Annotated in this window: 10 protein-coding genes; 7 read left to right on the top strand and 3 right to left on the bottom strand. The window is 67.1% G+C overall.

The window, feature by feature from the left end; translation table 11 throughout:
• Nucleotide 1 precedes the first annotated feature (1 nt).
• From AK36_RS06890 to AK36_RS06880, 3 genes are all read left to right on the top strand, one after another.
• Nucleotides 2-496 carry a CvpA family protein gene (locus AK36_RS06890; protein ID WP_011881767.1) on the top strand — a complete coding sequence of 165 codons (495 nt, stop codon included), beginning with the start codon at nucleotides 2-4 and terminating at the stop codon, nucleotides 494-496.
• A gap of 51 nt (nucleotides 497-547) precedes the next feature.
• Nucleotides 548-2080 (top strand): amidophosphoribosyltransferase, encoded by a 1533-nt coding sequence (gene purF / locus AK36_RS06885; protein ID WP_011881768.1) that lies wholly within the window; start codon nucleotides 548-550, stop codon nucleotides 2078-2080.
• 243 nt (nucleotides 2081-2323) lie between these two features.
• Nucleotides 2324-3514: an O-succinylhomoserine sulfhydrylase gene (locus AK36_RS06880; RefSeq protein ID WP_011881769.1), complete on the top strand. Its 1191-nt coding sequence runs from the start codon at nucleotides 2324-2326 to the stop codon at nucleotides 3512-3514.
• A 123-nt stretch (nucleotides 3515-3637) separates the two neighbouring features.
• On the opposite strand, the gene AK36_RS06875 is transcribed toward AK36_RS06880, so the two are convergent.
• Genes AK36_RS06875 through AK36_RS06865 form a run of 3 tightly spaced genes read right to left on the bottom strand, consistent with a single transcriptional unit; the run spans nucleotide 3638 to nucleotide 6739 of the window.
• Nucleotides 3638-4606, bottom strand: coding sequence for an NAD-dependent epimerase/dehydratase family protein (locus tag AK36_RS06875; RefSeq protein ID WP_045578154.1), 969 nt, complete (start codon nucleotides 4604-4606; stop codon nucleotides 3638-3640).
• Complete coding sequence (gmd, locus tag AK36_RS06870; protein ID WP_011881771.1) at nucleotides 4593-5639, bottom strand: GDP-mannose 4,6-dehydratase; 1047 nt, start codon at nucleotides 5637-5639, stop codon at nucleotides 4593-4595. Before gmd ends, AK36_RS06875 begins: the two co-directional genes overlap by 14 nt.
• A 35-nt stretch (nucleotides 5640-5674) precedes the next feature.
• Nucleotides 5675-6739, bottom strand: coding sequence for an acyltransferase family protein (locus AK36_RS06865; protein WP_011881772.1), 1065 nt, complete (start codon nucleotides 6737-6739; stop codon nucleotides 5675-5677).
• A gap of 79 nt (nucleotides 6740-6818) precedes the next feature.
• On the opposite strand from AK36_RS06865, the gene AK36_RS33685 reads away from it, so the two are divergent.
• The 4 genes from AK36_RS33685 to AK36_RS06850 all read left to right on the top strand — a co-directional run bounded on the left by AK36_RS33685 (nucleotide 6819) and on the right by AK36_RS06850 (nucleotide 13360).
• A complete protein-coding gene (locus AK36_RS33685) occupies nucleotides 6819-7109 on the top strand; it encodes a hypothetical protein (RefSeq protein ID WP_155630318.1) in 291 nt (96 codons plus the stop codon).
• Nucleotides 7110-7232: 123 nt separating this feature from the next.
• A complete protein-coding gene (locus tag AK36_RS06860; protein WP_014725182.1) occupies nucleotides 7233-9425 on the top strand; it encodes an NHL repeat-containing protein in 2193 nt (730 codons plus the stop codon).
• A gap of 18 nt (nucleotides 9426-9443) precedes the next feature.
• Complete coding sequence (locus AK36_RS06855; RefSeq protein ID WP_011881774.1) at nucleotides 9444-10910, top strand: flippase; 1467 nt, start codon at nucleotides 9444-9446, stop codon at nucleotides 10908-10910.
• The gene (locus tag AK36_RS06850) at nucleotides 10907-13360 is read left to right on the top strand and encodes a glycosyltransferase family 4 protein (protein ID WP_045578153.1); all 2454 of its coding nucleotides are present in this window, start codon (nucleotides 10907-10909) and stop codon (nucleotides 13358-13360) included. The genes AK36_RS06855 and AK36_RS06850 overlap by 4 nt, the downstream gene beginning before the upstream one ends.
• Nucleotides 13361-13601 lie beyond the last annotated feature (241 nt).

Raw genomic sequence — 13601 nt, 5'->3', positions numbered from 1 at the left:
GATGCTGACTGCTTTCGACTACGCTGTATTGGCGGTGATCGCGTTGTCTGCGCTGCGTGGCGCATGGCGCGGTTTCGTCTCGGAGATTTTCGGGCTGATCGGCTGGATCGCGGCGGTCGTGATCGCGGCCCGCTATGTCGGACTCGTGGAGCCGTACATACCGGCGAACTGGCCGGGCGGCGCGCTGACACAGTGGGTGCTGGCGTTCGCGCTGATCGTGATCGGCGTCGTGTTCGTCGCCGGTGTCGCGAATGCGCTGTTGTCGCGCATCGCGCAGGTGACGGGCCTCGGCGGTGTCGATCGCTCGCTGGGCATGATGTTCGGCCTCGTGCGCGGCTGCGTGCTGGTGGTGTTGCTGGTCGCGGCGGCCGGGCTGACCGAGTTGCCCAAACAGGATTTCTGGCGCAATGCGCTATTGCGTCCTTTCGCCGAGCAGGGCGTGCACGAGCTGAAGCAGCTCCTGCCCGACGGCATGGCCCAGTACGTACGCGTGTGACGACGCGGCCGGGCAGGACGTAACCGATTTTGTCATCTTGAAGGACATGCCATGTGCGGCATCGTAGGCGTTATTTCCCAATCCCCTGTCAACCAGCTGATCTATGACAGCTTGCTGCTGCTGCAGCATCGCGGTCAGGACGCAGCGGGCATCGCGACGGCGGACGGCAGCAATTTCCACATGTACAAGGCGAACGGCATGGTGCGCGACGTGTTCCGCACGCGCAACATGCGCAGCCTGCCCGGCACCTTCGGCATCGGCCAGGTCCGCTATCCGACGGCCGGTTCGGCGTCGAGCGAAGCCGAGGCACAGCCGTTCTACGTGAACGCGCCGTTCGGGATCATCCTCGCGCACAACGGTAACCTGACGAACTGGCAACAGCTGAAGGACGAGATGTTCCGGATCGACCGCCGGCACATCAACACCAATTCCGACAGCGAAGTGTTGCTGAACGTGTTCGCGCACGAGCTGCAACTGTCGACCACCGGCCTGGAGCTCGATCCGGCCTCGCTGTTCAAGGCAGTCGCGGGCGTGCACCGCCGTCTGCAGGGCTCGTACGCGATCGTGTCGCTGATCGCCGGCTACGGCCTCGTCGCGTTCCGCGATCCGTTCGGCATCCGCCCGCTCTGCATCGGCAAGCTCGAAACCGAACACGGCACCGAATGGATGGTCGCGTCGGAGTCGGTGGCCGTCGAAGGCATCGGCTTCGAATTCGTGCGCGACGTGGAGCCGGGCGAAGCGATCTTCATCGACAAGGCCGGCAACTTCCACAGCCAGCAGTGCGCGGAAAACCCGACGCTCAACCCGTGCATGTTCGAATACGTGTACCTCGCGCGTCCGGATTCGTGCCTCGACGGCGTGCCCGTCTACAACGTGCGCCTGCGCATGGGCGATTACCTCGCCGAGAAGATCCGCCGCGAGCTGCCGAACGTGCCGATCGACGTCGTGATGCCGATCCCCGATTCGTCGCGTCCGGCGGCGATGCAGGTCGCGGCGAAGCTGGGCGTCGAGTATCGCGAAGGCTTCTTCAAGAACCGCTACGTCGGCCGCACGTTCATCATGCCGGGCCAGGCCGTGCGCAAGAAGTCGGTGCGCCAGAAGCTCAACGCGATGAGCATCGAGTTCAAGGACAAGCACGTGCTGATCGTCGACGATTCGATCGTGCGCGGCACGACCTCGCACGAGATCGTGCAGATGGCGCGCGATGCGGGCGCGAAGTCGGTGATCTTCGCGTCGGCCGCGCCGCCCGTGAAGTTCCCGAACGTGTACGGCATCGACATGCCGACGCGCGGCGAGCTGGTCGCTCACGGCCGCACCGATGAGGAGGTCGCGAAGATCATCGGCGCCGACCACCTGATCTATCAGGACGTCGACGACCTGCGCCGCGCGGTGCGCGACATCAACCCGAAGCTGGAAGGCTTCGAGGCGTCGTGCTTCGACGGCAACTACATCACCGGCGCCGTGACGCCCGAGTACCTCGACGCGATCGAGCGCGCGCGCCTCGCACCGGCATCGCAGGCCGATCGCGACACCGCGAGCGACACCGCGCGTTCGCAGATGAACCTGCAGCTGTCGGTGGAGTGACGCCGGCGCACGCTTGCGACGAAGCGTGATAGGATGGCGCCTTGCGTCGATTTGATTCAGCTTGCGGACGCGGGGCGATCTCCCAAAACAGCTAAAGCGAAGGCCGGCGGCAGCCGGCCCGAGTCGACCGCTGTCGTACCGCACCGAAGCCCGCTGATGCCGACGCATAGCGGGCTTTTTGTTTTGGCCTGATTTGTGGCTGGGCGCGCGCGATGCGCGGCCCTCGAATACGGAAAACGGAACATGGACGACTCCCTCAACTTCGACACGCTCGCCGTGCGCGCGGGCACGCAGCGCAGCGAATACAACGAGCACTCGGAAGCGCTGTTCCTCACGTCGAGCTTCTGCTTCAAGAGCGCAGCCGACGCAGCGGAGCGCTTCGCGAATTCGGAAGACTATTTCACCTATTCGCGCTTCACGAACCCGACGGTCTCCATGTTCCAGGATCGTCTCGCGGCGCTCGAAGGCGGCGAGGCGTGCATCGCGACGGCATCCGGGATGGCCGCGATCATGTCGGTCGTGATGTCGGCGCTGCAGGCGGGCGATCACCTCGTCAGCTCGCGCAGCCTGTTCGGTTCGACGCTCGGGATGTTCTCGCAGATCTTCAGCAAGTTCGGCATCACGACGACCTTCGTCGATCCGACCGACCTGAACGCATGGCGCGAAGCGGTGCGGCCCGAGACGAAGATGTTCTTCCTCGAAACGCCGTCGAACCCGCTGACCGAGCTCGCCGACATCGAAGCGATCGGCAAGATCGCGAAGGCCGCGAACGCGCTGTTCGTCGTCGACAACTGTTTCTGCAGCCCGGTGCTGCAGCAGCCGCTGAAACTCGGCGCCGACGTCGTGATGCACTCGGCGACCAAGTTCCTCGACGGCCAGGGCCGCGTGCTCGGCGGCGCGCTGGTCGGCTCGAAGGAATTCATCATGGGCAAGGTGTTCCCGTTCGTGCGCAGCGCGGGCCCGACGTTGTCGGCGTTCAACGCATGGGTGCTGCTGAAGGGGATGGAAACGCTGTCGCTGCGCGTCGAGAAGCAGTCGGCGAATGCGCTCGAAATCGCGCGCTGGCTCGACGCGCATCCGGCCGTGGCGCGCGTGTTCTATCCGGGGCTCGAATCGCATCCGCAGTACGAGCTCGCGAAGCGGCAACAGAAGGCGGGCGGTGCGATCGTCTCGTTCGAGCTGAAGGGCGACACGCCCGAGCAGCAGCGCGCGAACGCATGGCGCGTGATCGACGGCACGCAGCTGATCTCGATCACCGGCAACCTCGGCGATACGCGCACGACGATCACGCATCCGGCGACGACCACGCACGCGCGCGTCACGCCGGAAGCGCGCGCGGCCGCCGGGATCACCGAGGGGCTGATCCGCCTCGCGGTCGGCCTCGAGTACGCGGGCGATCTGCGCAACGATCTCGCGCGCGGCCTCGGCGGCTGAGCGCGACAGCGCGGCGTTCTGCGCCGGTCATGCAACGGGCCGCTCGACATCGAGCGGCCCGTTTTTTTTGCCTGCCGTGTTTCTGCCGGCGACGCACGCACGCACGCGCACGCGCCGCGCGAATCAGCCGGCGTGCGCAGCCTGCCGCGGCGCGTCGCGCACCGCGTCCATCATCCAGCGCAGCGTGTCGTCGAGCGGCGTCACCGGCAATTCGCCAACCGCGCGCCGCAGCTTGTCGCGCGAGCCGCTCAGGCGCTTCACTTCGTTGTGCCGCACGAAGCGCGGATCGATCGTCACGTCGATCACGTAGCCGGCGATGCGCGACAGCATCGCGAGCACTTCCTTCAGCGAATACGCGCGCTCCGAGCACACGTTGAACGTCTCGCCGGCCGGCGCGGCTTCGAGCAGCTTCAGATATGCGGCCGTCACGTCGCGCACGTCGGAAAAATCGCGGCTCACGTCGAGATTGCCCAGAGAGATGCGCGGCGCGCGGCTCGCATAGTGCGACACGAGCTTCGGCAGCAGGTAGGCATCGTCCTGGCCCACGCCCGTGTAGTTGAACGGCCGTGCGATCACGATCGGCAGGCGATCGGCCCACAGCTTCGCCGCGTATTCCATCGCGAGCTTGCTGACCGCATAGTCGTTCGCCGGCGCGGGCGCGACCGTTTCGTCGATCACGCCGGCCGTCGAGTTGCCGTAGATGTTCGCGCTGCTCGCGAGCAGCACCGCCGACGGACGGCGGTCGAGGCCCGCGAGCGCGGCCAGCAGGTTGCGCGTGCCGACGATGTTGACCGCGTAGGTCTGCGACGGCTCGTCGCGTGCGACGTGCGCGCGGGCCGCGAGGTGCACGACGGCATCGGGGCGCGCATCGGCGACCGCCGCGCGCATCGCGTCGGCGTCGAGCAGATCGACCGGCAGCAGCGTGCAATTTGCGAACGCCGGGTCGTCCGGGCGCGCCGTGCCGGGCGCGACCGTGCCCCACACGTCGTAGCCGGCCGCGGCGAGGCGCTTCGCCATGTAGCGGCCGGTGAAGCCGGTCACACCCGTGACGAACGCACGGCGCGACGGGCGGCCGGCCTCAGTACGTGTCATGTTGACGATTCCGCGTCAGGTCCGCCTCGACCATCATCTGGCAGAGTTGCTCCAGCGTCGTCTGCGGCGCCCAGCCGAGCTTGGACTTCGCCTTGTCTGCGCTGCCGATCAGCAGATCGACCTCGGCGGGGCGGTAGAACTTCGGATTCACTTCGACGAGCACGTTGCCGTTCGATGCGTCGAGCCCGCGTTCCTTCTCGCCCTTGCCGGTCCATTCGATCTGGTAGCCGGCCGCCGCGAACGCCATCTGCACGAAGTCGCGCACGGTCTCGGTGCGGTTGGTCGCGAGCACGTAGGTGTCGGGCTCGTCGACCTGCAGCATCCGCCACATCCCTTCGACGTATTCGAGCGCAAAGCCCCAGTCGCGTTTCGCGTCGAGGTTGCCGAGCTCGAGCTTGTTCGCGTGGCCGAGCGTGATCTTCGCGACGGTGTCGGTGATCTTGCGCGTGACGAACTCGCGGCCGCGCAGCGGCGATTCGTGATTGAACAGGATGCCGCTGCAGCCGAACAGCCCGTACGACTCGCGATAGTTGACCGTCATCCAGTGCGCGTACAGCTTCGCGACGCCGTACGGGCTGCGCGGGTAAAACGCGGTCGTTTCCGTCTGCGGAATCGCCTGCACCTTGCCGAACATCTCGGACGTCGACGCCTGATAGAAGCGCGTTTTCGGGCTCACCACGCGGATCGCCTCGAGCAGGTTCAGCGGGCCGATGCCGGTCACCTCGGCGGTCGTCGCGGGCTGATCGAACGACACGCCGACGAAGCTCTGCGCGGCCAGGTTGTACAGCTCGTCCGGCTGCGTGCGTTCGAGCAGCCGCAGGCTCGAGCCGGCATCGGTCAGATCGTGTTCGACGAGCGTCAGGTTCGGATGCGTGGCGACGCCCAGTTCCGCGATGCGCCAGAAGTTCACCGAGCTCGTGCGACGGTAGGTGCCCGTTACTTCGTAGCCCTTGTCGAGCAGCAGCTTGGCCAGATAGGCGCCGTCCTGCCCGGTGATCCCCGTGATGATGGCCTTCTTGCGAGTTTGGCTCATGGCAATGTCCTGGTCGAAACGATGGATTGAGAAAGTCAGGCGGTCGTGCGCGCGGCGGCCGGCAATGCGCTGCGAGCGGGGCCGCGGGTCAGGCGTCGCTCGAAGCCGTACCAGCTCAGCGTCGCGTAGGCGAGCGTGATCGCGAGCGCGAGCGCGGCCGTGACGAAGCGGTTCAGGTGCAGCGGCCACAGCGCGTACAGCACGCTCAGGTGGATCAGGTAGACCGTGTAGCTGACGGTGCCGACGTAGACGAGCAACGGGTTCGTCAGCACGCGCTGCACGATGCCGCGGCCGCGCAGTGCGATCACGACGATCGACGTGCAGAGCAGCAGCGAGATGCTGTAGAGCGCGGCGTTCGACAGCGGCGTGTTGGCCGCGCGAAAGCGCGGGAACGACAGGTGCAGCCAGCCGAGGATCGCCAGCGCGACGAGCGCGCCGACGATCGCGAGCGGATAGAACGGCTCGAGCGCGCGACGGTCGCGGCGCAGCAGGATGGCGAGCAGCGCGCCGGCGGCGAGCAGGTCCATCCGGAACGGCGTCAGGTAGTAGATCGGCCAGAACGAATCGAACCACGGCGTCGCGATCGCGCGCAGCACGGGCGCCGCGACGACGAGCGCGGCGGCCACCCACAGCAGCGCGCGCTCCGAACACCACAGCACGATGAACGGCCAGAAGATGTAGAACTGCTCCTCGACGGCGAGCGACCACAGCACGTTCAGGCTGTCGTGGCCGATGCTGCCGAGCGACAGCCCGATGTTGGTCGAGAAGAACGCGAACCAGGGCCAGTGCGGCAGCCAGCTCGCGCCGAACAGCAGTGTCGACACGACCAGCAGCAACACGTACGGCGGCAGGATGCGCCGCACGCGGCGTGCGTAGAAGTGGCCGAAATACGACTGCCCGCGCGCCTTGCGCTCCAGCAGGATGCCGGTGATCAGCAGCCCGCTCAACACGAAGAACAGATCGACGCCCATCCATAGCGGCGCCTTCAGCGCGTGCTGCAGGAACACGGCGCCGACCGCGATCGCGCGCAGCCCGTCGAGCTGCACGATGCGGCCGTGTTGCGGCGGCGCGCCAGCGGCCTGATGCGACAGGTTCGTCATCGCGCCGCTCCTTCGCGACGCGCGGCCAATGCGCCGCCGTGCCGCGCATTCGATGCGTGAACGTAATCCATGCGTTTAAATGAAATATCGAATCGAAATCGATTCTAGGGAAAAGAAATCGGCAAAAAAACGCAGCTCATTTATTCGCCTGGAAAGATTCGAATTGCGCGCAATTCGTGCGCTGCATGAAAGGTTTGCAGTCCGTGAGCCCCATGTGGCGGGACGATGCGGCATTTTCTACGGGACGCCGAACCAACACGCGGTCGTTATTGCCGCATTCCCGCCATTTCTTTGCTGCGCGTCGCGAGATATTTCATACGGAAACATCCCCAAATATTTCCAAATTTCTTGTGATTATTTTTGCTTGTAACCTGCATCGCGACGTTTGAAACCCATTTAGTGACAGGGCGTTTGCACGGGCCTTTTTGCCGCGCCGCCGGTCGCTTTTGCATCGAGTCTGGAGAGCGCATTGCGACGTGTGATTCTGGTTGGCATGGCCGTATGCGCGGCGCTCGCGGCGAGCGCCGCCCCGGCCGAAAACGTGTTGCCCGCGACCACGTCGTGGATCGGCAATACGTTCGGCTATGGCGACGGCAGCTGGACGCAGATCGATATCCGCGCGATCGCGGTCACGCCCGACGGCAAGGTGTATACGAACGCGCCGTGGGACGAGAGCGGCGCTGAAGCGAGCGTCTATCAGGACGGCAAGATGCTCGGCTTCGCCGGCGGCACGCACGGCTGGGGCAACCTCGGCGGCAGCGCGGTCGCGGTCAACGGCAAGTACGCGTACGTCGCGATCGGCGTCGGCAACGAGCGCGGCCATCTGCAGTCGCCCGGCATCTGGCCGGACAAGGGCAAGCAGTGGTTCGGCATTTCACGGCGCACGCTCGGCGACATGAAACAGCCCGCGCCGTTTCGCGCGGCGCCGCAGGTCGCGCCCGGCGGGCGCGCCGATGCGGGCCGCGCACGGATGGCCGCGAGCTTCATGGTGATGAACGAGGTGGCGGCGCCGGCGCGCTCGGAGGTGGGCGAGTCGAAGGCCGAAGTGGGCGGACTCGCCGCGGACGACAAGACCCTGTTCGCGACGAACCCGACGCACGACGAAGTCGACGTGTACGACGCCGACACGATGCAGAAGAAGGCCACCTGGAGCGCGCACGAGCCGGGCCGCATCGCGCTGGCCGGCGACGGCACGTTATGGCTGCTGACCGACACGCTCACCGGCCCCGCGCGGCTCGCGCACGTGCGCGCCGACGGCCGCAAGCTCGACGACGCGCCCGCGCTGCCCGAAGGCACCGCGGCGGTGGACGTGGCGGTCGATGCGAAAGGGCGCGTGCTGATCGCGGACAACGGCCCGCGCCAGCAGGTGCTGATTTTTTCGAAGGGCGGCCACGGCTATGCGCCGTCCGGCACGCTCGGCGAGCGCGGCGGCATCTTTGCAGGCCCGGTGCCGGGGCGTCCGGGGCCGCAGCGCTTCAACGGCTTGACCGGTGTCGGCGTCGATCGCGCCGGCAACGTGTACGTGTCGATGAACGGCATCGGGCCGCGCCACGACACGATCGGCGCCGGGCTCGGCGCGGTGCTCGAAAGCTACACGCCCGACGGCAAGCTGCGCTGGCAGGTGCAGGGGCTGCTGTTCGTCGACGGCGCGTGGCTCGATCCCGCGCGGCCGAACAGCGTGTACACGGGCAACAAGCGCTTCGAGCTCGACTTGTCGAAGCCGCCGGGGCAGGACTGGAAATACGTCGGGTTCCTGTCGAACCGCTTCAAGTATCCGGACGACCCGGTGTTCCACACGGACCAGTATCCGGGCATGCCGTTCGCGCGCCGCCTCGACGGCCGCACGTTCCTGTACCTGACCGACATGTACGCCGATCACCTGAAGATCTACCGCTTCGACGCCAAGCGCGACGGCGAGGTCGCGATTCCGTCGGGGCTGATCGCGGGCCGTGCGCGGCCGGTCGACAAGGTGCCGAACAAGCCGCCGGGCGGTGACTGGATCTGGCGCGATGCGAACGGCAACGGCCGGCTCGACGCCGATGAATTCACGATCAACACGACCGGCAAGGCGAAGGCGGGCGGCTGGGGCTGGTGGGTCGACACCAAGGGCGACATCTGGCGCACGAGCGACGTGCGCGGCATCCATCGTTTCGCTTATGGCGGCGTCGACAAGGCCGGCAACCCGATCTATTCGTACGACAAGGTCACGACCTATCCGATGCCGCAGCCGTTCACGCAGCTGCGCCGCGCGCTCTACGAGCCGCAGACCGACACGCTGTACGTGACCGGCTATACCGCGGACGCGCCGCCGCAACCGGGCATCAACAAGGAGGTCGGCCGCGTGCTGGTGCGCTTCGACAAATGGTCGAGCGGCTCGCCGGTGCTGCGCTACCAGGTCGCGTTGCCATGGCAGCTCGACGCGAAGCCGATCTTCGATCTGATCGGGATCACCGTCGAGGGCCGCTACCTCTTCACGGTCGAGCCGGTCGGGAAGATCCACGTGTACGACAAGGAAACCGGCAAGGAAGTGGGCGTGATGAGCCCCGGTGCGGAGGTCGGCCGCGCGTCGGGCTGGGTCGACGTGCCGTTCGGCATCAGCGCGTTCCGGCGCGAGAACGGCGAATACCTGGTGTTCGTCGAGGAAGACGCGCGCGGCAAGGTGCTGATGTACCGCTGGAAACCGTAACGGCCGATAGGCAAGAGCATGGACAAAGGCATACTCAAGAACGTTTCGATCAACTTCATCGGGCTGATCCTGCCGACCTTCGTGTCGCTGGTCACGGTGCCTGCGTACATCCATGCACTCGGCGTGGAGCGCTACGGCGTCGTCAGCCTCGTGTGGACGCTGATCGGTTATTTCGGGATCCTCGATCTCGGGATGAGCATGGCCGCGCAGAACCACATCTCGAAGGCGCTCGCGAGCGGCGATGCGGCCGAAAGCGCGCGCGTGTTCTGGAGCGCGTTCTGGCTCAATCTCGGCACCGGCATCGCGGGCGGCCTGCTGATCTACTTCGGCGCGTTCGTCTATACCGCGTACTTCACGAAGGTGTCGGCGGCGATGCAGCACGAGGTGTATCTCGCGCTGCCGTGGCTCGCGCTCGCGATTCCGCTCGCGAACGTGTCGTGGGTGTTCGCCGGCGCGATCAACGGCGCGGAACGCTTCGGCGTGTTCAACACGAACCAGACGATCGGCACGTTCCTGTTCCAGCTGTTGCCGCTCGGCGCCGCGTGGTGGATCGCGCCGAACCTGCAGACGGTGCTCGCCGCGGCGGTGGTCGCGCGGCTGATCGCGGCGGTGATGCTCGGCCACGCGAGCATCAAGGTGCTCGGCATCCGCCGCATCGATCCGCCGCAGTGGGGCACCGCGAAAGGGCTGTTCAACTTCGGCGGCTGGATGCTGATCGCGAGCATGGCCAGCATGATCGCCGACACGCTCGACCGCGTGATGCTCGGCGCCGGCATGGGCGCGAAGTTCGTCACCTACTACACCGTGCCGCAGAACCTCGTCACGCGGCTCAACATGCTGCCGAACGCGCTGGTGCGCACGCTGTTTCCGCGCCTGTCGGCGGTCGGCCGCGATCACGCCGACACGCTCGCGCGCCAGTCGCTCGAATTCCTGAACGGCGTGTTCACGCCGGTCGGCATCGTCGCGATCTTCGCGCTCGCGCCGTTCCTGACGCTGTGGGTCGGCGCCGATCTCGCCGCGCATTCGGCGCCGGTCGGGCGCGTGCTGGTGATCAGCGTGTGGCTCGTCGGGCAGGCGAGCGTCACGCGCATCCTGATCCAGTCGCAGGTCAATCCGGCGCGCGCCGCGTTCGCGGGGCTCGTCGAAATGCCGTTCTTCGTCGGCGCGCTGTGGTTCGGCATTCATCACTTCGGGCTGATCGGCGCGGCGGTGGTCGTCGCCGTGCGCGCGCTGGTCGACTACGGCGTGCTGCTCTACCTGTCGGCCATCCGGATGCGCGCGATCGTGCTCGACATGCTCGCGCACCTCGCCTTCCTGCTCGCGAGCCTGCTGCTCGCGCAAACATGGTCGGGGCTCGGCGAGTCGATCGGCCTGTGCGCCGTCGTGCTCGTGCTGAACCTGGCGTGGTCGCTCACGATGACTCCTGGGCTGCGCGCGCTCGTGCGCGACCTGTTCGTCCGTCTCAATGCGAGGAAAACCGTATGAATCGCGATCTGGCGGAACACGCCTTGAACTTCGCCACGGCCGACGCGGCCGCGGCCGGCGATGCCGTACTGCGCCGCACCGAAGCGCCCGCTCGCGCGAGCGCACGCGATGCGTCGCGTCCGCTGCGCGTCGCGATCGTCCACGACTGGCTCGTCACGTATGCCGGCGCCGAGCGCGTGCTCGAACAGATCATCGCGTGCTTTCCCGACGCGGACCTGTTCAGCCTCGTCGATTTCCTCGACGACCGCGCGTTCGTGCGCGGCAAGCCCGTGACGACTTCGTTCATCCAGAAGCTGCCGTTCGCGCGCACCAAGTACCGCAGCTACCTGCCGCTGATGCCGCTCGCGATCGAGCAGCTCGACGTGTCCGACTACGACCTCGTGATCTCCAGCAGCCATGCGGTCGCGAAGGGCGTGCTGACCGGCCCGGACCAGCTGCACATCAGCTACGTGCATTCGCCGATCCGCTATGCGTGGGACTTGCAGCATCAGTATCTGGAGCAATCGAATCTCACGCACGGGCCGAAGTCGCTGCTCGCGCGGATGATCCTGCATTACATCCGCAACTGGGACACGCGCACCGCGAACGCGGTGGACGGCTTCATCGCGAACTCCGCGTTCATCGCGCGGCGCATCCGCAAGGTGTACCACCGCGACGCGGCGGTGATCTTTCCGCCGGTGGACGTCGACGGCTTCTCGCTGAACGACGTGAAGGACGACTTCTACCTGACCGCGTCGCGGATGGTGCCGTACAAGAAGATCGACCTGATCGTCGAAGCGTTTTCGCGCACGCCGGAGCGCAAGCTCGTCGTGATCGGCGACGGCCCCGAGATGCAGAAGATCCGCGCGAAGGCCGGCCCGAACGTCGAGATCATGGGTTACCAGCCGTTCGCGGTGCTGCATGACCGGATGCGGCGCGCGAAGGCGTTCGTGTTCGCGGCCGAGGAGGATTTCGGAATCTCGGTGGTCGAGGCGCAGGCGTGCGGCACGCCGGTCATCGCGTACGGCAAGGGCGGCGCGCTCGAAACGGTGCTCGAGCCGACCTCGCACGCGCATCCGACCGGGTTGTTCTTCGACGAACAGACGCCGCATGCGATCGTCGCGGCGGTCGACGAGTTCGAGCGGGCGCCGCAGCGCTTCGCGCCGCGTGCGTGCCGCGCGAACGCCGAGCGCTTCTCCGCCGACACGTTCAGGCAGCGCTTTCTCGACTACGTCGAGGCGGCGCTGCCGGGCTCGACCGCGCAGCGCAGCACGGCCGTCGCGCCGCTGCCGGTCGCGCGCGGCCCGGCGACGCTCGTGCTGGACCAGAGCGGCGTGCTCGGCGGCGCGGAGCTGTCGCTGCTGGAGATCATGAAGCACATGCGCGCGAACGCCGACGTGCTGCTGTTCGACGACGGCCCGTTTCGCGCGGCGCTCGACGAGATCGGCGCGCGCGTCGACGTGCTCGACCAGGGCGCGCTCGCCGGCGTGCGCAAGCAGGGCGGCGTGTCGGCCGGCGCGTTGAAGCAGCTCGTCGCGCTCGTGCGCAACGTGGCGCGGCGCGCGCGCCGTGCGGAAGTGATCTACGCGAACACGCAGCGCGCGATGGTGGTCGCGGCGCTGGCCGGGCGGCTCGCGCGCAAGCCGGTGGTCTGGCATCTGCGCGATATCGTCAGCGGCGACCATTTCGGCGGCAAGCAGCTGAAGGCCATCAAGTATTGCGCGCGGTTCGGCATCACGCGCGTGATCGCGAACTCGGACGCGTCCGCGCAGGCGTTCCGTGCGTTGACCGGCTTCACGCCGCAGCACGTCGACGTGGTGTTCAACGGCATCTCGGCCGAACCGTTCGACGCGCTGGAGAACGTCAGCCAGGCCGCGCTGCGCGCGCGCTTCGGGCTGCCGGAGCACGCGTGGCTGGTGGGCTCGTTCAGCCGGCTCGCGCACTGGAAGGGGCAGCATCTGCTGCTGGAAGCCGCGACGCGCCATCCCGACATGCACGTCGTGCTGGTCGGCGCGCCGCTGTTCGGCGAGGACGAGTACGCGGCGCAGCTGCACGAGACGGTCGCGCGGCACCGGATGGGCGATCGCGTGCACTTCCTCGGCTTCCAGCGCGACGTGGCCGCATGCATGAAGGCGGTCGACATGGTCGCGCACACGTCGATCACGCCGGAGCCGTTCGGGCGCGTGATCGTCGAGGGGATGCTGGCGCGGCGGCCGGTGGTCGCGGCGCGGGCGGGCGGCGTCGTCGAGATCATCGAGGACGGCGAGAACGGGCTGCTGTGCGAGCCCGGCAACGCGGCCGCGCTGGCCGATGCGCTCGGCAGGCTCAAGCACGACGGCGCGCTGCGCGAGCGGCTGGTCGCGAGCGGGCGGGCGACCGCGGTGCGGCGGTTCGGCACCGAAACCTATGTCGAGCGGGTCGAGAAGATCCTCGCCGATACGGCGAAGGCCGCGAAGGCGAAGAAGCGCTAGGCGCGAGGCGTCGAGGCGTGTCGATTCTTGTCGGCACGAGGCGGCGAGGAGGGGCCCTCATGCAGTGGTGTGCTGCATGAGGGCCTCTTGTTGTTTGGCGCGCAAGATGCGGCGCGCGGGGCGTCATCGTCGTCGTAGTCGAAGATGCGCAACGCCGGCTCGTCGATCGGTGCTCTCTCGGCGGGTGCGGTTTTGCTTCTGGTTCCGCTTTGGTTTCTATGTGCCGCGTCGGGGCAGCCGA

It is taken from the genome of Burkholderia vietnamiensis LMG 10929, from assembly GCF_000959445.1.
In the GTDB taxonomy this organism is placed as follows: domain Bacteria; phylum Pseudomonadota; class Gammaproteobacteria; order Burkholderiales; family Burkholderiaceae; genus Burkholderia; species Burkholderia vietnamiensis.
This window is presented reverse-complemented; position numbering and strand designations above follow the sequence as displayed.

What these genes read in the sequence shown, in the direction of transcription:
- AK36_RS06890 (WP_011881767.1), top strand. Translation starts at nt 2, where the DNA reads ATGCTGACTGCTTTCGACTACGCTGTATTGGCGGTGATCGCGTTGTCT.
- purF (WP_011881768.1), top strand. Translation starts at nt 548, where the DNA reads ATGTGCGGCATCGTAGGCGTTATTTCCCAATCCCCTGTCAACCAGCTG.
- AK36_RS06880 (WP_011881769.1), top strand. Translation starts at nt 2,324, where the DNA reads ATGGACGACTCCCTCAACTTCGACACGCTCGCCGTGCGCGCGGGCACG.
- AK36_RS06875 (WP_045578154.1), bottom strand. Translation starts at nt 4,606, where the DNA reads ATGACACGTACTGAGGCCGGCCGCCCGTCGCGCCGTGCGTTCGTCACG.
- gmd (WP_011881771.1), bottom strand. Translation starts at nt 5,639, where the DNA reads ATGAGCCAAACTCGCAAGAAGGCCATCATCACGGGGATCACCGGGCAG.
- AK36_RS06865 (WP_011881772.1), bottom strand. Translation starts at nt 6,739, where the DNA reads ATGACGAACCTGTCGCATCAGGCCGCTGGCGCGCCGCCGCAACACGGC.
- AK36_RS33685 (WP_155630318.1), top strand. Translation starts at nt 6,819, where the DNA reads ATGAAATATCGAATCGAAATCGATTCTAGGGAAAAGAAATCGGCAAAA.
- AK36_RS06860 (WP_014725182.1), top strand. Translation starts at nt 7,233, where the DNA reads ATGGCCGTATGCGCGGCGCTCGCGGCGAGCGCCGCCCCGGCCGAAAAC.
- AK36_RS06855 (WP_011881774.1), top strand. Translation starts at nt 9,444, where the DNA reads ATGGACAAAGGCATACTCAAGAACGTTTCGATCAACTTCATCGGGCTG.
- AK36_RS06850 (WP_045578153.1), top strand. Translation starts at nt 10,907, where the DNA reads ATGAATCGCGATCTGGCGGAACACGCCTTGAACTTCGCCACGGCCGAC.